Genomic DNA, 18,894 nt, shown 5'->3' with positions numbered 1-18,894 from the left:
TTTACTGGTTATTGACAGGGGAAAAACTATTTTTTGAACTATGATATTTATCACAAAATGACGGATCTTGCTATGACCCAGGAAATTATAAAGCCACAGGTTCTGATTCCTGTGGCAAAAAATAAAATTAGCAAAATTGGGCCAAGTCTTCCCCGCCATAGCCTTTGAGAACGTAGATAAGGTTTTTTGTCTCCTCGATAAAGTTATCTATATCGCTCCTTGACTTGTCGTAGCTGTCTACGAGGGATTTGACAAACCTTACATCCGGATATTCAAGGTGATTGTTCTTCCAGGCTATAAAAGGCACCTTCCCCCATCCTTTGCCTTCATCTCCTTTTTTGTAGTGAAGTATGGGGCCTCCTTCGTGTTGCTCAATGTCGGGGATAAGACGGTCATCGTTAAGGATGTAAAAATAGATTTCATGGGGAGTGTAGTATTCCACCCGGGTGATCTTTTTCTTCTCCTTGCCTTCGTATACTGTCTGCAAGTAAAACCTAATCATGCCGTCTAGTTCGGTATGTGTATTGTCTTTCCATAGCGGAACACATTGCTCGCTAGGTATTAGCATAGTTCCAAATTGGCCCTGCTCGTTTATGTATACTTGAAGCCATGCTATACCCTTATTCGATGCCTCATAGCCTAGCCTGGTCAGTGTGTATTGAAAGTATTTGCCCAAAACATCTTTGACTTTCTTGATATATTCTTCATTGTCACATTTAAGGGCATAGTCTTTTGTCAGTAGATATCCTATCTTCTCATCGACTAGGTTTTTGACAAAACCGTGGGCCAGTTTATTGTTGGCCTTGGATTTGTCTTCGATATCTCCACTTTCTGTATGCCGGACTATCCGCCTGTTGTAGATGTCGTTTTCGCACCGGTAATACCTATCTCCTGTCACCATCCAGGCCCTTTTATCGCTGGCATTGAATTCTTTTATCTCGTTGTAGAGGATTTCTTCGGTGGTCATGATGTTTATATCGTTTCTAAATAGGTTTCTTAAGCTAAACACGCTATCACCTTCTTTACTTTAGGATTGATAGGCCTTTCTTGCCAAATATAATCGTATTTACAAAATATCGGTCACTATCCATGCAGTGGTCATTCTGCTTCACCGGTTTATCTTCCCCTCTTTCTGCTGCCTTCTCATCCCAAACGTAAGAGAAAAATTCCCGGAATGTGTTAATGCAGCAGTCATTATATAAAATAATGCCATTGTTAAGTGCTGTGGCCACATTTCTAATACCGTCTAGCACTTCATTTTTGGCATGTCTAACCCTGAATTTGCCATGCTTCTTGATAGTGGCAATAAAAGAGGCTGCACTCGGGTCCACGATGACGTATTTGATAATCAAGTCACCAGCAAACTCTACTAGGTCCTGGTGGAACTCTTCATCTGTTTTCTGTTTACTTTCATCCCTGCCGGAATAGTAGAATTCCTTAATCTTTATCCACTTGCCGGCGTGTTTGCCCATCCTGCATTTCCCCCATAGTCCGAAGGTTGTGGCATTCTGGGTTCCGTAGTCAACAGCTATATGATACTCGGAATACTCTCTTTCCTCCGTGGGTATTTTATGCTTGGTCTCATCGAACATATCGTAGATGAGCCCCTCGGCCATCACCCAAAGACCTAGGATGTATCGTTTGAAGAATACTCCGGAGAACATTCGCCTAAATCGCTCTTTTACGCTTTCAGCTAGACTTAGGTTATCATCCATGGTGAAGTGAAGGTATAGTATCCGCTTGTCCTTGGCCTTGTCTATATACTCAGTCTTAATCGGGTGGTATGGCCCTCTGGGGTTGCAGTTCATGAAGACCTTTGCACGAGCTATCGAACACCGCCCTATCATCTGTTCAACGAAAGACTGAGGAAATAAAGCCACCTCATCAGCCAAGGCGCCGGCAGCTGTCAGGCCTTGGAGAACATCTTGTCTTCTCGGTCTCTCACATACATGATCTTTTGAGCCCTGACTATGGCTGCATACTGGATAGTAATGTTCTCCCAAAGGATGTCTAAAGGATCTTTCTCGTTTATCTCCTGCAAGATGTTTAGTGTCTCCTCCGGAAGATACTTGGAAAAGAACCCGTGTTTTTCTGCTTTTTTATTCCCCGGCGGGCCTCCCGGGCCACCCCTGTTGCCCACAGCGTTCTTATTCCCTTTGGGTGCACCCCTTTTCTTTTTGTGTACACCCTTTTTACCCTTGTTCTTTCTTTCATCGGCCCAGTTATATCTTTTCACCCATGACTTTAGGGTGTTCATGCTAAGGTCGTATTTTTGACAGATATCTTTATATTTTAACCCGGCCATATAATCCTTTTTTGCTTTTTCTCTTACTACATCCAATGATCACCACCTACTTATTTTGAGTTGGTTTTGTAAGTATGGTTTTTGGCATGAAAAAAGAGCCCGAAGGCATAACTAATCGATGAAAAAGTCACAGAAATTTCAATTATTCTATTGACATACGTGTTTAACACGTGTATAATGTAATTAAGAGGTGAGGAAATGAAGCGGAGAGACTTGATACGGAAATTAAAGAAAGCCGGATGGGAAATATCAAGCGGTGCCAAGCACGACATGGCAACACACAAAGACAGACCGGGTTTCAAACTCCCCATCCCGAGACATACTGAAATTAACGAATACACCGCTAAGCAAATCCTCAAGGAGGTAGGGCTAAAATAAGTCTCCTCCTCTCCTCTTAATTTTTTACGAAAGGAGTTTTGCTATGAAGTATGTATATCCTGCTATATTTAAACCTCTTGAAAACGGAGAGTATTTTATCAAAGTGCCGGATTTACCCGGTTGTATGACAGAAGGTAAAAATCTTCCCGATGCTTTGGATATGGCACAGGATGCTATAGCTATGTGGCTATGTGATGCAGAAGATAAAAACGAACCCATTCCTTCGGCATCCAATGTATTTGACATAACCTGCGAAGAAGGAGAATTTGTAAATCTTATTTCGGTTGATACTATAGAATATCGCAATCTAAACGATAGTCGTGCCATTAAGAAAACCCTAACTATACCCAACTGGTTAAATACTAGAGCCGAAAAAGCGGGTGTTAACTTTTCACAGGTGCTTCAAGCGGCACTCAAAGAAAAACTCGGTATCCATGACAGGCCATAATCGAAGGCCTGCTTTTTTTTTAACAAAAGCACCGGTTTCCCGATGCTCCCACACTATCATAATAACATGCAAGCATGTTCAATTCCTGCCATTTTTCTGCCAATATTACTATTCAGTGTTCAAAACTCCAAGTTGTTGGCCAACAGTTGCAACTAATTCTCTTCTAAGCCTGAAGTAAGTTCTATCGCTAATATTCATTTCAACTAGAATTTCTTGCCATGGATACATTTCCTGGTATTTTAATTTAAATATCTTTCTGTGTTTCTCTCCCAATATTGCCAAAGATTTTTCTATTGCGTTTATAACCTTTTCAGCGTGCATTACAAATGCTGATGACGTGAGTTTGACCACCTTGTTTGCCGTTGAATCTCCTGGGCCCGGAGTTAGCTAACCAGTTAAGCACAATGACAAACAGGATGTTACTAAGAGTTCCTGTGCCGGAAGAATTAGATGGACCTGACCACTCTACAATTTTTGAAACAGTTGCAAACTGGAAGAAAAATGTTCAAATCAGTTTAGACATAATGCTTGATCTTTCTGTAATCGCTGACAAGAGAGAAGCTAACCTCCTCTATTCAGAGTTAGTTACTCTTATAAACCAACACCTTGTTAAAAACCCCATGTTTGATAGAATAATCCTGGCTATGACTTGTTTTCCAAAAGATCTTTCATCTATTTCTTCAGGGGAGTCAAAATTTTTCGAACGATATGAACTCAAACTATTCCAAAAAATACTGCATAAATTTAATAATGACATTAAGAGCAAACTCATATTCTCAGATTATGGGGTAACAAAATTCACAGACACTGAATTAGATTTCTCGAAAATGCGTTACGGTCCTCTCCCAAAAATACGATACACAACTCCTAACCATTATTGGGTACTTAAAGGAGCAAAAAATCGGGTTACAGGCGAATGGATAAGAAGCCGCCAGGCAATGGCCAACGAGATCCTAAAGTCTAGCTATTATTATGAGGAGCACTTTTCTTTTGGAGATTTAGAAATAAAAGAAAGAGCGCTTGGGAAAAAAGGGCCGGGTAATAACACAAATTGGGTTACAATAGATGCAAATCATCACATAACTGTTGTAATCGAAGAGCTTTCCAGCCTTTACGGCTCTTTAGCTTATGCTTAACAAAGTTATTAATTAATTCAGCAGGTAGTTCTTTCGCAGCTTTTTTCGCTAATTCTATTCTGGTCTTACTCTTAATGCCTTTGGTGATTCCGTTGTTGTAAAATAACTCTAATAACTCGTTTTTCCACAAAAACATAAGAAGACTAAGAGTATCTACCTCTTGATTTAAACTTGCAGGTCTAATGTTTTCTAGAACTAAACAGCCATTCTTTCTGTAGACACAGTCAATCCCCCAGTAGCTTGGTAATATCTCTTTTGCTTTAGAACAATGTTTTTCTGAAGCCACTAATGAAACCTTGTTAAATACTTTAGCGTAGAATCTGGCCTGGGATGGTAACCTTTCTAATGAATCTTGTTCGCTCTTAATTTCAAATCCATAAATCTCACCATTAACCGCAGCAACATCTATTATTGCATTTCCAAAACAAACATCGAGTTCGTTGATAACTACGGTTTCAGGATCGTTAATAAATTCGGAGCGATTAACTAAACTTCGAAATATTAGTGGCCTTATGTCTTTGTCATAAATTTTCATCAAAATCACCCTTAGGTCAAGAAAAATAATGCGACGTTAGTTCTGATCTCCAACTCAACCCTGGCTTATTATATTCTACCCTATCTTGTTTCTAATTGACAACCATTGAAAATGACAAAAGCTGATGCTTCTTGTAATTTTTATAATTAAATATGCGAACAAAAGTTTGAAATAGGAGGAGAAACCATGGCTATACAAGATTTTCGTAGCCCAAAATCAAGACCAAATACCACAAAGTATGCTGTGGCCCTCTGCAGGGTATCCACGGAAGACCAGTTCACGAAGGGTCTTTCTGTGCCGGAACAGCGCCAGCGTATTCAAAAATGGGCTTATGAACATAACGTAAATATTTTGAAATGGGTTGAGCTACATCATTCGGCATACAGGGGCCTTGATGAAGATCCTGAGGTCCTTGAACTCCTGGAATTTGCCAAAAATAACGCTAAAGTCTCTCTATTTTTGGTCGATGAAAAGAGCCGGTTTGCCCGTCGGAAATACCTCAGGGTGGTATGGCAAGAAGAGCTGCGCAAGCATGGTGTAACGGTCATCGGTGTAAGTGAACCACAGTATGATAGAAACACCATCCATGGCATTTGGTTGGAAGGCATTTCAGAGACAAAAGATGAGGCACGCAGCATCGAAACGGCCTATCACACCACCAAGGGCATGATGAGAAATGCGGCAACAAGGGATCCGGAGACGGGATATTGCTATAAGAACGGTGGCATTGCTCCGGATGGATACATAAACAAACGGGTTATCAGGGGCAAAGACTCCCGTGGAAAAGATATTGTAAAACTGCTTTGGGAAATTGATGAAAATAGGGCACGTCTCATTCGGTATATGGTCCTGGATCTCTGGTATCAAAAAAAGATGTCATATAAAGAAATTAGGGACCATCTCAATTCTAAAGGTGCCGAATACCAAAACAGAAAAGGAAAGCCTTGGTCAGTCACTACCATTCGGGAAATCTGTATGCGTGCACTGGAAGGCGTCTATTCCGGTTATTACTACTGGAATAGAACAGGCAGGGACCTACGTGGCACCGGCCAGAAGTGGAAAGATGCCGATGAGTGGGTAGTAATTGAAAATGCACACCCGGCAATTATCACTCTGGACGAATGGCAGGAATTAAAGGAGGTTATGGGCCCAGTGGTAGAAAAAAGAAAGAAAAATATTGTTCCAACCAGAACCGAAAATAGCCCCTACCTTTTTAGTGGAGATAATGCCGCAGGTGAGCCTATGTTTGTTTGCTTGAATTGTGGCAGTCCTATCAACAGTCAACAGGTTGCAAATAAATATTACTATATCTGCTCGGCATACAAAAATAAGGGTCGGGCTGGGTGCAATAAAGGTGTTGCCATATGAAAAGATGAAGTAGAAACAAAAGTGCTCAGAGCCATTAAAGAATATTTCACCTTGAAAAAAATAAAAGTCATAGTAAAAGAAATAAACAATGTTTTAAACGAAGACAACAAAGATATAGATCAAGCAAAAAAGCACTTACAAAAGTCTATTGCTGAAACAGAAAATGCTATAAATAATATTATGGCTGCTATTCAACAAGGAAAAGAATCAAATGTTATTCCTCTCCTCCTGGGTCAGTTAGAAAAGCTTCAAGAGGAAAAGCAGGCCCTTAAAATCGAATTGGAAGAATTGGATAAGGAACGTCCTAAGGCTGAAAAGATAGATGAATATACCATATTGAGTAAGGTTCATAATTTGGAATCGGTTCTGTCGGCTTCTGATGCGTCAAATAAAGAGAAAAGAATGGCCGTTAGATATTTTATACGTCAGCTGCAATTTAACCCGGACACAGGCGAATTATACGTTTATTTTTGGCATGATCCCATGGGACATGACGTGAAAAGGCTAAAGTTGCTTAAAAACAAAATTGGGCAAAATAAAAAAGAAGATGTTGAATCATCTTCCCTTGATAATATATCTGAAAATATTATGATTTCAAGTGGTGCCGGGAACCGGAATCGAACCGGTACGATCTTTTGAGGATCGCAGGATTTTAAGTCCTGTGCGTCTGCCAGTTCCGCCATCCCGGCCTGTTATATATTTGGAGGCGGCACCCAGATTCGAACTGGGGAATAAAGGTTTTGCAGACCTCTGCCTTACCACTTGGCTATGCCGCCTGGAAGACAAATGGAGCGGAAGACGGGATTTGAACCCGCGACCCTCGCCTTGGCAAGGCGATGCTCTACCACTGAGCCACTTCCGCATACCTAATGGTGCCTTGGGGCGGAATCGAACCACCGACACGAGGATTTTCAGTCCTCTGCTCTACCGACTGAGCTACCAAGGCGAATATTATGGCGACCCAGATGGGACTTGAACCCACGACCTCCAACGTGACAGGCTGGCGTTCTAACCAACTGAACTACTGGGCCACATATTTTGGTGGGCGAAACAGGGCTCGAACCTGTGACCCCGTGCTTGTAAGGCACGTGCTCTCCCAGCTGAGCTATCCGCCCGAAGACATTATTTAGTATACATTAGATTTGATTTGCTGTCAAAAATCATTAATACTCATTATTAAACTTTATTGCCCTTATACACTTTCTAACTCACTGTTGCTTTGATTATCTAGTTCACCATTATAACAATCAAAAAAACTTTGCTTGTTTTTATTAAATTATACAAATTTATTGACGATTTGTCAACAAAGCTACTTTCGCCGCCTTTTAAGTTCTGCCATTACTTCTTCAATTGTTATGTTGTCAAATCTAAGTGCTATTAGCAAGTGAAACAGCAAATCTGCAGTTTCGTATATAGTTTCAGCTTTGTTTTTACTCATGGAGGCAATAATGACTTCACAGGCTTCCTCTCCAACTTTTTTCAGTATTCTTTCTTTGCCACCTTCATATAACTTAGCAATATAAGAACCTTCGGGTTTTTGGGCAAATCTTGAGTCTATTATGTCAACTAGTTCTTTCAAAATTCCCAAAGGATTTTTTACTTCATCTTCAACAGCAGATCTTTGATTTTCTAAAAGGCTGCGGTAAAAGCATGAGTAATTTCCCGTATGACATGCTGGCCCTTTCGGCACAACTTGTAGAAGCAGCGTATCCTCATCACAATCATAGTAGATGTTTTTTACCTCAAGGAAGTTGCCGCTGGTTTCTCCTTTTTGCCAAAGTTTTTGCCTCTTTCTGCTATAAAACCATGCTCTTTTTGTCTCAATGGTTTTATGCAGTGCTTCTTTGTTCATATAAGCAACCATTAGTACTTCTCTGGTGTTTGTATCTTGAACAACTGCCGGGACAAGCCCTTTTTCATTATATTTTATATTATCCAGCTCAATCATAAATTATTCTACACCCTCTTTAATTAGATATTCCTTAACTTGCTTTACAGTAAAAATTCCTTTGTGGAAAACAGATGCGGCAAGAGCACCACTTGCTCTGCCTTTTATAAAAACATCTCTAAAATGTTCAAGCTTCCCGGCTCCCCCTGAAGCTATAACCGGCACTTTGACCGCATCGGCTACAGCTCTGGTAAGCTCTATATCATACCCGTCCTTGGTGCCGTCTGCATCCATGCTGGTTAGCAGTATTTCGCCTATACCGAGGCTTTCAGCCTCTTTGCACCACTGTATTGCATCAAGGCCTGAAGCAATTCGCCCTCCATGTGTATAAACTTCCCAACTCCCACTATTTTTTTTAGCATCACAGGCAAGGACCATATGCTTACTGCCAAACTGCTTTGCACCTTCACTTATTAATTTGGGATTCTTTACAGCCGCCGTGCCTATAGAAACTTTAGTTGCACCTGCATTAAGCAAATTCTCCATGTCTTCTAATGAAGATATGCCTCCACCGACAATAAAAGGCACGCTTATATTTTCAGAAACCCTTTTTACTAAATCCAAAGTAGTCTTTCTGCCTTCAACAGTAGCTGATATATCCAAAAACACTATCTCATCTATACCCTGTTTATCATAAAAAGCTGCCAGCTCGACAGGATCACCCATGTCCCGGATATTTTCAAAATTAACGCCTTTGACTACCCGACCATTTTTTACATCTAAGCAAACAATCAATCGCTTTTTACCCATTTTCACTACTCCCATCCACATGTGTATTAAACAGTTTTAAAATAACCTCCAAGTTCAGCGCACCACTGTACAGCGCCTTCCCGATAATAGCTCCTTCCAAACCCTTTTGTTCATACAAAGCTAATTGCTCTAAATCTTTCAGGGAAGCAATCCCCCCAGATGCAATTACCGAAAAATCCCCAAAGCTTAGCACTTTTTCAATACCGGAAAAATTAGGCCCTTTCATCATGCCATCTCTTGAGATATCGGTATAAATCATTGTCTCTACACCAATGTCTCTTAACTGCCTAAGTGCCGTTTCAAGCGTTACACCGGAAGATTTAGTCCAGCCTTCAATGGCAACCTGATTATGCCTCACGTCAATTCCAACAGCCACTTTATCTGTACCGAATTTATCTATAGTTTCCCTAATAAGCGTCAAATCGGCAATTGCAGAAGACCCGAAAATAACGCGGTTTATGCCTAAACATAAATAATCTTTTACGGTACTGATATTTCTAATTCCACCACCTACTTGAATATTGGCACTTACGGCTTTTCGAATATCACAAATTACGTCAAAATTGCCTGGAACTCCAGATTTTGCACCGTCTAAGTCAACTACATGAATCCATTTAGCGCCTTGGCTCTCCCACATTTTTGCCGCATCCACCGGATTTTCTAAATAAACGGTTTCCTTTGCAAAATCTCCCTGAGCAAGCCTTACGCACTTTCCTCCCTTAATATCTACTGCCGGATATATATTCATCTCTTCACCCCTTCAAGCTTCACAGTATACCCTTCGTAGACGGCACCCCTTTTTCCCTTGGGTCAAAAGCCACTGCCTCTCTCAATGCGCGACCAAAAGCTTTAAAAAGTGCTTCTATCATATGGTGAGTGTTTTCGCCTCGAATAGTTTCCAAATGAATAGTCATGCGGGCGTTGTTTGCAAAAGCTGTGAAAAATTCTTTTACAAGCTCCACATCAAACTCTCCCACCTTATCACGGGTAAATTCAGCATTAAAATATATAAAAGGTCTCCCGCTTATATCCACCGAGCAAAATGCCAAAGCTTCATCCATTGGAACATAAAAACTTCCGTATCGCTTAATCCCTTCTTTATTTCCAATGGCCTTTAAAAATGCCTCGCCTAAAACGATACCTACATCTTCAACTAAATGGTGGAAATCAACCTCTACGTCACCTTTTGCATTAATTTCCAAGTCAAATAGAGCATGGCGGGAAAAAAGGTTTAACATGTGATTTAGGAAAAAAACCTGTGTATGAATATTGCTATGGCCTTTCCCATCCAGATTTATTCTAGCCATTATCTCTGTTTCTCCAGTTTTTCTATAAATATCCGCAGCTCTTACCATTTAAAATCTCCCCTATATTAACTCAAAATTTCTCTAAGACTCGATACCAAAAACTCATTTTGCTCTTGGGTCCCTATGCAGAACCGCAAAGTATTCTTCAACGGATCTTCATTTAAACGTCGAGTGAGAATTCCCCTTTTTAAAAGTTCTTCATATACAAAGTCCCGAGGTTTTTCAAATTCACACAGGAAAAAGTTAGCAGAGCTTGGGTATACTTTTATTCCTTTAATATTTTCTAATTCAGCTTTAAGCTGCTGGCGAGCTTTTATTAATTTGCTTTGGACATCTTTTAGCCAATCTGTCTCCTTCAAAATTTCAACAGCCGCTATTTGTGAAAAAAGACTTACATTATAGGGCAGTTTCACTTTGTACAGTTGCTGTATCAAATCTTCATGGCCGACGGCATAGCCGACTCTAAGGCCTGCTAACGAAAATATCTTAGAAAATGTGCGTATAACTACCACATGAGGAAATTCATGAAGCCTTTCCACAAAAGTTTTGCCACCAAATTCAAAATATGCTTCATCTATTGCTACAATGCCATTAAAGTTATTTATTAAGTTAACAACTTTTTCTTCATCAAAATAGTCCCCTGTGGGATTGTTTGGGTAACATAAAAACAAAAGCTGGGGCTTGTCTTTTGTAAAATGCTGCTTTATTTGTATCTCATCAAGGTCCCAAGCCCAGCTGTCCTGGTTTTTCTTGCACACGATCGGAACTTTTATTACATTAGAACCTGCTACAGTAGCAAAGATTTCGTAGCTGGAAAATGTAGGCGATGGGATTATAACATCTCTGCCTGGGCCTGCAAATGCCAAAATTATGTCAAGTATGATTTCATCGGCACCGCTACCCACAAAGATTTGCTCGGGTTTTGCTCCTGTATATTTAGAAAGGCCTTCGCGCAGCTTACCACAGCTGGGGTCATAATAGTGATTGAAATGTTCATCCTGCAGCTTTTCCCATATTCTATTTTTAACCTCTAGCGGCACATCATAAGGGCTTTCATTGGCATCAAGTTTTATCTTGCAAGGATCTGTAGAAGGCATGTAAGGTATTAATTTTAATACATCATCTCTTACAAATCGTATTGGCGATATTATGGTAATCTCCTCCTCAATCAAGTATACATAATCTATATTATATACGTTCTGTTTATTTCACATAAATCATAATCATAAAACAGCTTCTAGTTTTTCCATTAAATCCATTATCACATGAGATTTTACGCGGAAGCTAACCGGGTTTGCAATAAGTCTGCTGCTTATAGGGCAAATCTCTTCCATAATTTTTAAATTATTTTTTTTAAGGGTGCTGCCTGTTGACACGATATCTACTATGGCATCAGAAAGGCCAAGTATGGGGCCCAATTCCACCGAACCGTGAAGTTTAATAATTTCTACCGGAATTCCTTTTTTAATAAAATGTTCTTCCGCAATTTGAGGATATTTGGTAGCCACCCTATAAATTGGACTATCGTTAGATCTATCTTTCGGAATTGCAACTACCATTTTGCAATTAGCGAGCTTTAAATCCATTAGTTCAAAAACGTCTTTTTTATCTTCTAACAACACATCTTTGCCTGCAACTCCAATATCAGCCACACCGTATTCTACGTATGTTGGCACATCAGAGGGCTTTGCCAAAATTACTCTGGTGCCATGCTCTTTAAAATCAAAGAAAAGCTTACGTGAATCTTCATAGACCTCACTAAAGTCCATCTGAATTTTATTAAAAAGGCTTAAAGTTTCTGATAATATCCTGCCCTTTGACAAGGCAATTTTCAATAATTCCAAGGCCATTCTCCTTCGCATTAAGTTATATGTCTTTGTCAGCTGGCATCATTTTCACTATGTAGCCATTTTTTCTGAGCTCTTGCGCCTTATGAAATGCCTCGATATATTGTTCCGGCTCATAATACAGATAATACGGATCATATACATCTTCCATATCCTGCTCTAAAACTGCCAGAATAACATCTTCAGTTAATGCAAAACCTGTCGCAGGTCTTGATCCGTTAAACTTATCAAGCAGGGAATCGTAACGTCCTCCCCCTCCAAGGGGAAATCCCGACTTAGGTGAATATATTTCAAATACGATTCCTGTATAATAATCGATGCCTCTGGCAAGGCCCGGATCAAAGGTAAGTTGAATATTATTAAATTGCTTCAGCATGCTCCATAGCCTTTTTAATTCCGATACAGCTGCAGTGCATTTCTCGTTTAGCGAAAACTCAATTAGCTTATCCAAAATCTCCGCACCACCATAAAATCCGGGCAAAGCTAAAAACGTTCTTTTTATATCAGTTCTAAGATCGCTGGTCTCAATTAGATTTTTCAGCCAAACAAAATTTTTTTCTTTTATTGCTTGAGCTATCCTGTCTTTTAAAACAGGCTCATCTAATTCATCAAGCAAACCCTCAAGAAATTTGGTATGACCTATGTTAATTAAAAAATTTTTTATACCGATTTGCTCTAGCATATAAGATGCCAAAAGTATTATTTCTACATCAGCATCCAGGCCCGGAATGCCGATTAGTTCCCCTCCTATTTGATAAAACTCCTGGTCTCTGCCCTTTCTGGGCTCCTGAAATCTAAAGACATTTGCCAAATAATAAAATCTCAAAGGTGCATCATGGTTGCTGTAATGAGTTGCAACCATCCGGGCAATGGAAGTGGTTATATCGGGTCTTAAAGCCATTGCTTCTCCATGTCTATCAAAAAACTTAAAAACTTTCTCTGTAAAACCAGGCTTGCCTGTTTTTGCAAATGTCTCCAAATATTCAAAAGAAGGAGCAACAACCTCTTCGTAACCCCACTTTTCAAATACGTCTACAATTTCCTTTTCAATCCGCCGCTTTTTGCGAACCTTGGGTGGCAAATAATCTTTTACACCTGCAGGTCTTCGAAAATACCCCGTCATTACCAATCTTCCTTTACTATATTAAATCGTTAAAGTATTTAAGAGAATACTATCACAATTATCAGCCTTAATCAATAGGAAATTTGAAAATTTATGGTATAATTCATGTAAGTAAAAAACTCTGTTTCGTAGTGGAAAAGCACCAAATAATAGTAGTTTTTTTGGAAATACTATAACAGAATTATTTACGTATAAAATATAAAAAGATAAATTGGAGGAAGGTTTTATGAAGCTTAACCCTTACGTTTTTAGGCAGTACGATATAAGAGGTGTTGTAAATAAAGATTTGGATGAAGACTTTGCTACAAGGCTAGGTCAAGCTTTTGGTACATATGCTTTTAAAAATGGGGAAAACAAGGTAATTGTAGGTTGTGATAACAGAACTTCTTCGCCTTCACTTAAAAAAGCTGTGACAAATGGCCTTTTATCTACGGGGTGTGACGTAATAGACATAGGGACAGTAGTAACTCCCATATTTTATTTTGCAAGAATCCACTATGATATAAATCCGGGAATCATGGTTACGGCCAGTCATAATCCAGCACAATTTAACGGCTTCAAGGTGGCTTTTGGGCCAGGAACTATGTATGGAGATGAAATTCAAAATTTAAGAAGGATGATGGAAGACGGCGATTTTTCATCGGGAAACGGAAAGGTCACTATAAAGAGCCCCGTTGACGATTACATAAACATGGTAGCAAGCAAAATCCATCTTCCTAAAAAGCTCAGAGTAGGTATCGACTGTGGCAACGGTACCGCTTCCTTTTTTGCGGAAAAACTCTTTAGCCGCCTTGGAGTAGAAGTTTACCCTCTTTACTGCACTTCTGATCCTGCCTTCCCTAATCATTTTCCTGACCCTGTTAAACCAGAAAATTTAACAGATTTAAGGGAACTTGTTTTAAAGGAAAAACTTGATTTGGGCATAGGTTTTGATGGAGATGGTGACCGCATTGGCGTTGTAGATGACAAGGGCAATATAATATACGGAGATATGCTGATGGTGCTGTATTGGCGTGAGATTATGCCAAAATACCCTGGCACCACCGCCATAGTGGAAGTCAAGTGTTCTGAGGCTCTCGTAGATGAAATAAAAAAACTGGGCGGTAAACCCATATTTTATAAAACCGGCCACTCTCTAATAAAAGCCAAAATGAGGGAAATTGGTGCTGTATTTACAGGAGAAATGTCAGGCCATATGTTTTTTGCCGATGAATACTATGGTTTCGATGATGCCTTTTATGCCGCTGCTAGGCTTCTGAGAATCCTCTCAAACACTGATAAGAAGCTTTCAGAGCTACTTTCTGATGTGCCAAAATATTTTTCAACTCCAGAGCTTCGGGTTCCCTGCCCTGACGAAGAAAAATTTGGCAAAGTCCAAGCAGTAAAACAATACTTTGAAGGCAAATATCCAATAATAGACGTAGATGGTGTTCGGGTTATTTTCCCCGATGGTTGGGGCCTAGTCAGAAGCTCAAATACCGGCCCGGAGCTTATCGTTCGCTGTGAGTCTAAATCAAAAGATGGTTTAGAGAACATCAAAACCGAAATACAGAAAGCCTTACTGCCTTTAAAACTTTTTAATGACTAAATTTTTATTCCCCTTTGATACACTAACCTCAAGGAAAGCGCTTATCGATATTTATGTTAATTCATACTGACAGCTCAAATATCGTTATATGTATTGCTTACATGTTCTAAACCCTTCACGGCTGCTTCTTCTTGCGTAGGCAATGGCAGACATTCAAAGGCAATAACACCTGAGTAATTAATCTCCTTTAATACAGAAATAATTGCCTCAAAATCTAAATGACCTGCTCCGGGATACCATCTGTTGCTGTCAGCAAAATGCACATGCCCCAACGCTGCCCTTGCCATCTTTATTGATCCTACAATTACTTTGGCATTAAGCTCCTTTGCAACCTGTAATCGCAAAATTAAGAAAGGCTCCAAGGACTCGGAGCCTATAAATATTTTAAAACTTACTTTTATATTTAAAAAAAATCATTTAGCACCAGGTAAATACTCATTTTTATAGCATCTTTAAAATTTCGCAAATCAAGTCCTGTAATGCTATGAATCCTATCTAGTCTGTATATCAATGTATTTCGATGTATATATAAACGTCGTGCTGTTTCGGCTATATGAAGATTACTATCAAAAAAAACACGGATGGTATTTATCATATCATTATCCAGACTTTTTAATTTTACACTCATTTCATTTTTATAATTGTGACGAATCTCTGCAGGCAACGAAGAAATAAAAAACTCTAACGTCATTTCCGGATAATATATAACGCCATACTTCTTTTTAGAGGCAAACTGCAAAGCATTTTTAGCATCACTAAAAGCCTTGGTTAGTTCAGCTTGAGATTGTGCGATGCCCCCAATGCTAATAGTAGCTTTACGTGAAACTTCTTCGGCTATAGTTTGGTAAAGAGCTGAAGACGTTTCTTTTAACTCCTCCAAGTTGCTCAAAGGAATCAAAAACAATAACATATCATCAATGCGTGTAAGCATTACCTTTTCAAAAATGGTGTCCATTAATCCATTTATTTCTGCAATAAAGTCGCTTTGTATTAATACAAGGCCACAAGGAAAAGGAAAATCGGACAATAATTTGGACTTTTTGCCTTGAATAAACATCACGAGTTCTTTATTATATATTGTATTTATTATATTTCTTAGAAAAAAACAGAAATCTTCAAGTTGGTCTTTCGGTAGACAAGTCCTAACATTATAATCTTCATTTATCAACCGTATACTTTTTTCATTTATATTTTTTTTTAAATTATCGCCAAAAATTTTTTTCTTGTGTTTATCATATAAGGCAAAGGGCGTTTTGATATTGGATTTTATCTCAGACAAAATAGCTAATAGAAGGCTTTCCATGATATCACCGATTTTAGTTTAAGATCCTTTTAGTTGTCTCTTTATCAAATAGATGAAGCTTGTTCATATCAAAACCGACTTTAATAGTGTCGCCAACCCGGACATTGCAGCTAGGATCCACTCGTGCAGTAAGAGAAATTTTCCCTAATGAAAGATATAAAAAGGTCTCAGAGCCTAAATGCTCAACCACTTCTACTTTAGTATTAAAACATTGTTCTGTATAATAATTCAAAAACGCAGCTTCATTATGAATGTCTTCAGGACGTATTCCAAAAATCACTTCTTTGCCAAAATAACTTGGATCAATTTTCTTGGTTACACCTTCTGGAATCGATAATTTTAGATCATTAAATTTCATATAGGCTTTATCATTTTCTTTTAACAAGATTCCATCTATGAAATTCATCTGAGGGCTGCCAATAAATCCTGCTACAAAAGTATTTACCGGGCAATCATAAATTTTCTGCGGGGTGTCTACCTGCTGAATATACCCATCCTTCATGACTACGATTCTACTACCCATAGTCATTGCTTCGGTTTGGTCATGGGTTACATATATAAAAGTTGTCTGAAGCCTGTCGTGAAGTTTAGCAATTTCTGCTCTCATTTGAACCCTAAGCTTTGCATCAAGATTGGATAACGGTTCATCCATCAAGAAGACTTTGGGCTCTCGGACAATAGCTCTTCCTAAAGCTACCCTCTGCCGCTGTCCGCCAGATAAGGCTTTGGGTTTACGATTTAAGAGTTCTTCTATACCTAATATGGCAGCAGCCTCTTTTACCCGTCGGTCAATTTCAGCCCGAGGGGTTTTCCTCAACTTTAAGCCAAAGGCCATATTGTCGTAAACGCTCATATGCGGATAAAGGGCATAGTTCTGAAAAACCATTGCTATGTCCCTATCTTTTGGAGAAACGTCGTTAACTAATCGATCTCCTATGTACAATTCCCCAGAAGTGATATCTTCAAGGCCGGCTACCATTCTAAGAGTTGTAGATTTTCCACAACCGGAAGGTCCTACGAGCACTATAAATTCCTTGTCTTGAATTTCCAGATTAAAATCAACAACAGCCTTAATACCCCCGGGATAAATCTTGTTTACATTCTTAAATGTCACTTTTGCCATAAACTTTTCTCCTTTTCTCCAGTATATTTTTATACATGCAACATTACCTACATATTAATATAGCTGGCGACTTTTTCATATTGATAAAATAACGAAATTTTCTTGTGGAAATTCTACATTTTAAATAAAAAAATCCCTCTTACCCATGTTACCTTTAGACACTCAATTTCCCCACCTGGATTAATCTCTTAGTTATTCTTTGAATTTCCAACAAAAAAGTGTAGTGTGTTGGAGAGATTTTCTAAATTGTAAATTCAAAATATCTGATGGTGTTATTATAACAAATATCTTCCACTGTTTTGCCCAAAACTTCCATATCAGCAGGGTATTCACCGTTTTCTACCCATTTTCCTAATAAATCACAGAGGATTCGTCTAAAATACTCGTGGCGCGTATAAGATAAGAAACTTCGTGAATCGGTAAGCATTCCTATAAAGTTTGGAAGAACAGAATAATTGGCAAGATTAATCATATGTTCCATCATGCCTGTTTTGGTATCATTAAACCACCAGGCACTTCCATGCTGTATTTTGCCCGGGACCTCATGAGATTGAAAACAACCTATAACTGAATCAATCAAAGCATTGTCAGTAGGATTAAGTGAATATATAATCGTTTTGGGTAGGCTGTCAGAGGCTTCTAATGCACCCAAAAGGGCACCTAAAGCTACACCGCTTTTATCATAGCCGCAAATTGCATCAAAACCTGAATCTGGCCCTAGCTTAGCAAAGGCTACCGGATTTGCATTTCTCAATGTACCGTAATGAAGCTGCATCACGATTTTATGTTGCTTATACTGGGCAGCGCAAAACATAAGGAGTTCGGCTTTATACTCATCCGCTTTTTCCTGATCAATTGCTTTTCCGTCTAATGCAGCTTGAAGCGCGGCATCCAAATTTACATCTTTTTTTCTATAGACAATATAATCCAGTGCGTGATCGGCGGCTTTACAGCCCATTTTTACAAAATACTCAATTCTGGAGGCTAAAGCTGCTTTCACATCATCGACTGTTTTAATTTTTATTCCGCAAATGTCACCTAACTTCTCAATATATTCAACAAAACCAGGCTTGTCTATATTTAAAGCTTTATCCGGCCGAAAGGCTGGTAAAACTTTAACATTAAAGCCTTTATCCTCGCTAATATATTTGTGCCAATGCAAATCATCTATTGGATCATCGGTTGTGCAGATCAATTTAACGTTGGATTTCTCTATAATCTTGCGAACTGATAAGTCTTTTAGACGTTCATTAGCAGTATCCCATATTTTTTTGCACGTTTTAGGTGAAAGTATATCATCTATGTCAAAGTAACGTTTCAGTTCCAAATGTGTCCAATGGTATAATGGATTGCCGATTAGTTTGGGAACAGTTTCTGCCCATTTTTCAAATTTCTCATATGCTGTAGTGTCTTTACCCGTTATATAGCGTTCCTCAATACCGTTTGTGCGCATTGCACGCCATTTATAGTGATCTCCTCCAAGCCATACTTGGGTTAGATTATCATATACTACATCATCATAAATATCCTTCGGATTAATATGGCAATGGTAGTCGACTATGGGCATTTTTTTTGCATGTTCATGATACAGCTTTTTTGCAGTATCGGTGCTTAGCAAAAAATCCTCATCCATAAATTTTTTCATAATCACTACCTCCCACATAGTAATTACGTATTGTAAAGTTAAATGAAAGTTGAGGACCCGTCAGCCTTTCTGGTACAATAGTTTCACCAC

21 protein-coding genes, 6 tRNA genes and 1 pseudogene are annotated in these 18,894 nt (G+C 39.0%); 6 read left to right on the top strand and 22 right to left on the bottom strand.

What is annotated here, in order from left to right; translation table 11 throughout:
- Window positions 1–127: 127 nt before the first annotated feature.
- The 3 genes and pseudogenes from JT739_RS09615 to terS all read right to left on the bottom strand — a co-directional run bounded on the left by JT739_RS09615 (window position 128) and on the right by terS (window position 2,341).
- Window positions 128–1,009 (bottom strand): phage portal protein, encoded by an 882-nt coding sequence (locus JT739_RS09615; protein WP_237660905.1) that lies wholly within the window; start codon window positions 1,007–1,009, stop codon window positions 128–130.
- 13 nt (window positions 1,010–1,022) lie between these two features.
- Window positions 1,023–1,928: pseudogene (locus JT739_RS09610) on the bottom strand (PBSX family phage terminase large subunit); the annotation flags it as partial.
- Window positions 1,907–2,341 (bottom strand): phage terminase small subunit, encoded by a 435-nt coding sequence (gene terS, locus JT739_RS09605; RefSeq protein WP_237660903.1) that lies wholly within the window; start codon window positions 2,339–2,341, stop codon window positions 1,907–1,909. The pseudogene JT739_RS09610 and the gene terS, both read right to left, overlap by 22 nt.
- Window positions 2,342–2,503: 162 nt before the next feature.
- Between terS and JT739_RS09600 the strand changes: the two genes are divergently transcribed.
- On the top strand, window positions 2,504–2,683 hold the full coding sequence (locus JT739_RS09600; RefSeq protein ID WP_237660902.1) for a type II toxin-antitoxin system HicA family toxin: 180 nt from the start codon (window positions 2,504–2,506) through the stop codon (window positions 2,681–2,683).
- A 43-nt stretch (window positions 2,684–2,726) separates the two neighbouring features.
- Complete coding sequence (locus JT739_RS09595; RefSeq protein ID WP_237660901.1) at window positions 2,727–3,131, top strand: type II toxin-antitoxin system HicB family antitoxin; 405 nt, start codon at window positions 2,727–2,729, stop codon at window positions 3,129–3,131.
- 108 nt (window positions 3,132–3,239) lie between these two features.
- On the opposite strand, the gene JT739_RS09590 is transcribed toward JT739_RS09595, so the two are convergent.
- Window positions 3,240–3,482 carry a hypothetical protein gene (locus tag JT739_RS09590; protein WP_370642640.1) on the bottom strand — a complete coding sequence of 81 codons (243 nt, stop codon included), beginning with the start codon at window positions 3,480–3,482 and terminating at the stop codon, window positions 3,240–3,242.
- Between the two features lie 83 nt (window positions 3,483–3,565).
- Between JT739_RS09590 and JT739_RS09585 the strand changes: the two genes are divergently transcribed.
- Window positions 3,566–4,267: a beta family protein gene (locus tag JT739_RS09585; RefSeq protein ID WP_237660899.1), complete on the top strand. Its 702-nt coding sequence runs from the start codon at window positions 3,566–3,568 to the stop codon at window positions 4,265–4,267.
- On the opposite strand, the gene JT739_RS09580 is transcribed toward JT739_RS09585, so the two are convergent.
- Window positions 4,188–4,802 (bottom strand): sce7726 family protein, encoded by a 615-nt coding sequence (locus tag JT739_RS09580; protein ID WP_237660898.1) that lies wholly within the window; start codon window positions 4,800–4,802, stop codon window positions 4,188–4,190. The genes JT739_RS09585 and JT739_RS09580 overlap by 80 nt on opposite strands.
- 186 nt (window positions 4,803–4,988) lie before the next feature.
- On the opposite strand from JT739_RS09580, the gene JT739_RS09575 reads away from it, so the two are divergent.
- Window positions 4,989–6,170: a recombinase family protein gene (locus JT739_RS09575; RefSeq protein WP_237660897.1), complete on the top strand. Its 1,182-nt coding sequence runs from the start codon at window positions 4,989–4,991 to the stop codon at window positions 6,168–6,170.
- Window positions 6,171–6,221: 51 nt separating this feature from the next.
- Window positions 6,222–6,809, top strand: a complete 588-nt coding sequence (locus tag JT739_RS09570) for a hypothetical protein (protein WP_237660896.1) — start codon at window positions 6,222–6,224, stop codon at window positions 6,807–6,809.
- Here the strand turns inward: JT739_RS09570 and JT739_RS09565 are convergent.
- From JT739_RS09565 to hisZ, 13 genes are all read right to left on the bottom strand, one after another.
- A tRNA-Leu gene (locus JT739_RS09565) sits at window positions 6,770–6,859 on the bottom strand. The genes JT739_RS09570 and JT739_RS09565 overlap by 40 nt on opposite strands.
- Before the next feature lie 12 nt (window positions 6,860–6,871).
- Window positions 6,872–6,946: transfer RNA gene (locus tag JT739_RS09560), tRNA-Cys, on the bottom strand.
- An 11-nt stretch (window positions 6,947–6,957) separates the two neighbouring features.
- A tRNA-Gly gene (locus JT739_RS09555) sits at window positions 6,958–7,032 on the bottom strand.
- A gap of 8 nt (window positions 7,033–7,040) precedes the next feature.
- A tRNA-Phe gene (locus JT739_RS09550) sits at window positions 7,041–7,116 on the bottom strand.
- An 8-nt stretch (window positions 7,117–7,124) separates the two neighbouring features.
- Window positions 7,125–7,201: transfer RNA gene (locus JT739_RS09545), tRNA-Asp, on the bottom strand.
- A gap of 8 nt (window positions 7,202–7,209) precedes the next feature.
- Window positions 7,210–7,285: transfer RNA gene (locus JT739_RS09540), tRNA-Val, on the bottom strand.
- 194 nt (window positions 7,286–7,479) lie between these two features.
- Window positions 7,480–8,118 carry a bifunctional phosphoribosyl-AMP cyclohydrolase/phosphoribosyl-ATP diphosphatase HisIE gene (gene hisIE, locus JT739_RS09535; protein ID WP_237660895.1) on the bottom strand — a complete coding sequence of 213 codons (639 nt, stop codon included), beginning with the start codon at window positions 8,116–8,118 and terminating at the stop codon, window positions 7,480–7,482.
- Window positions 8,119–8,121: 3 nt separating this feature from the next.
- On the bottom strand, window positions 8,122–8,868 hold the full coding sequence (gene hisF, locus JT739_RS09530) for an imidazole glycerol phosphate synthase subunit HisF (RefSeq protein ID WP_237660894.1): 747 nt from the start codon (window positions 8,866–8,868) through the stop codon (window positions 8,122–8,124).
- The gene (gene hisA / locus JT739_RS09525; protein WP_237660893.1) at window positions 8,861–9,616 is read right to left on the bottom strand and encodes a 1-(5-phosphoribosyl)-5-[(5-phosphoribosylamino)methylideneamino]imidazole-4-carboxamide isomerase; all 756 of its coding nucleotides are present in this window, start codon (window positions 9,614–9,616) and stop codon (window positions 8,861–8,863) included. Before hisA ends, hisF begins: the two co-directional genes overlap by 8 nt.
- Window positions 9,617–9,635: 19 nt before the next feature.
- On the bottom strand, window positions 9,636–10,223 hold the full coding sequence (gene hisB, locus JT739_RS09520; RefSeq protein WP_237660892.1) for an imidazoleglycerol-phosphate dehydratase HisB: 588 nt from the start codon (window positions 10,221–10,223) through the stop codon (window positions 9,636–9,638).
- A gap of 17 nt (window positions 10,224–10,240) precedes the next feature.
- The gene (gene hisC / locus JT739_RS09515) at window positions 10,241–11,347 is read right to left on the bottom strand and encodes a histidinol-phosphate transaminase (protein WP_237660891.1); all 1,107 of its coding nucleotides are present in this window, start codon (window positions 11,345–11,347) and stop codon (window positions 10,241–10,243) included.
- A 51-nt stretch (window positions 11,348–11,398) separates the two neighbouring features.
- Window positions 11,399–12,019, bottom strand: a complete 621-nt coding sequence (hisG, locus tag JT739_RS09510; protein ID WP_370642638.1) for an ATP phosphoribosyltransferase — start codon at window positions 12,017–12,019, stop codon at window positions 11,399–11,401.
- Window positions 12,020–12,041: 22 nt separating this feature from the next.
- On the bottom strand, window positions 12,042–13,145 hold the full coding sequence (gene hisZ, locus JT739_RS09505; RefSeq protein ID WP_237660889.1) for an ATP phosphoribosyltransferase regulatory subunit: 1,104 nt from the start codon (window positions 13,143–13,145) through the stop codon (window positions 12,042–12,044).
- A gap of 226 nt (window positions 13,146–13,371) precedes the next feature.
- Between hisZ and JT739_RS09500 the strand changes: the two genes are divergently transcribed.
- Window positions 13,372–14,733 (top strand): phosphomannomutase/phosphoglucomutase, encoded by a 1,362-nt coding sequence (locus tag JT739_RS09500; RefSeq protein WP_237660888.1) that lies wholly within the window; start codon window positions 13,372–13,374, stop codon window positions 14,731–14,733.
- A 74-nt stretch (window positions 14,734–14,807) separates the two neighbouring features.
- Here the strand turns inward: JT739_RS09500 and JT739_RS09495 are convergent, their stop codons facing one another.
- From JT739_RS09495 to uxaC, 4 genes are all read right to left on the bottom strand, one after another.
- Complete coding sequence (locus tag JT739_RS09495; RefSeq protein ID WP_237660887.1) at window positions 14,808–15,077, bottom strand: TIM barrel protein; 270 nt, start codon at window positions 15,075–15,077, stop codon at window positions 14,808–14,810.
- Window positions 15,078–15,136: 59 nt separating this feature from the next.
- Complete coding sequence (locus tag JT739_RS09490; protein ID WP_237660886.1) at window positions 15,137–16,036, bottom strand: CdaR family transcriptional regulator; 900 nt, start codon at window positions 16,034–16,036, stop codon at window positions 15,137–15,139.
- Between the two features lie 13 nt (window positions 16,037–16,049).
- Window positions 16,050–17,159, bottom strand: coding sequence for an ABC transporter ATP-binding protein (locus JT739_RS09485; RefSeq protein ID WP_237660885.1), 1,110 nt, complete (start codon window positions 17,157–17,159; stop codon window positions 16,050–16,052).
- Window positions 17,160–17,400: 241 nt separating this feature from the next.
- The gene (uxaC, locus tag JT739_RS09480) at window positions 17,401–18,804 is read right to left on the bottom strand and encodes a glucuronate isomerase (RefSeq protein WP_237660884.1); all 1,404 of its coding nucleotides are present in this window, start codon (window positions 18,802–18,804) and stop codon (window positions 17,401–17,403) included.
- Between the last annotated feature and the right edge of the window lie 90 nt (window positions 18,805–18,894).

It is taken from the genome of Tepidanaerobacter sp. GT38 (genome assembly GCF_021991635.1).
Lineage (GTDB): Bacteria > Bacillota > Thermosediminibacteria > Thermosediminibacterales > Tepidanaerobacteraceae > DTU063.
This window is presented reverse-complemented; position numbering and strand designations above follow the sequence as displayed.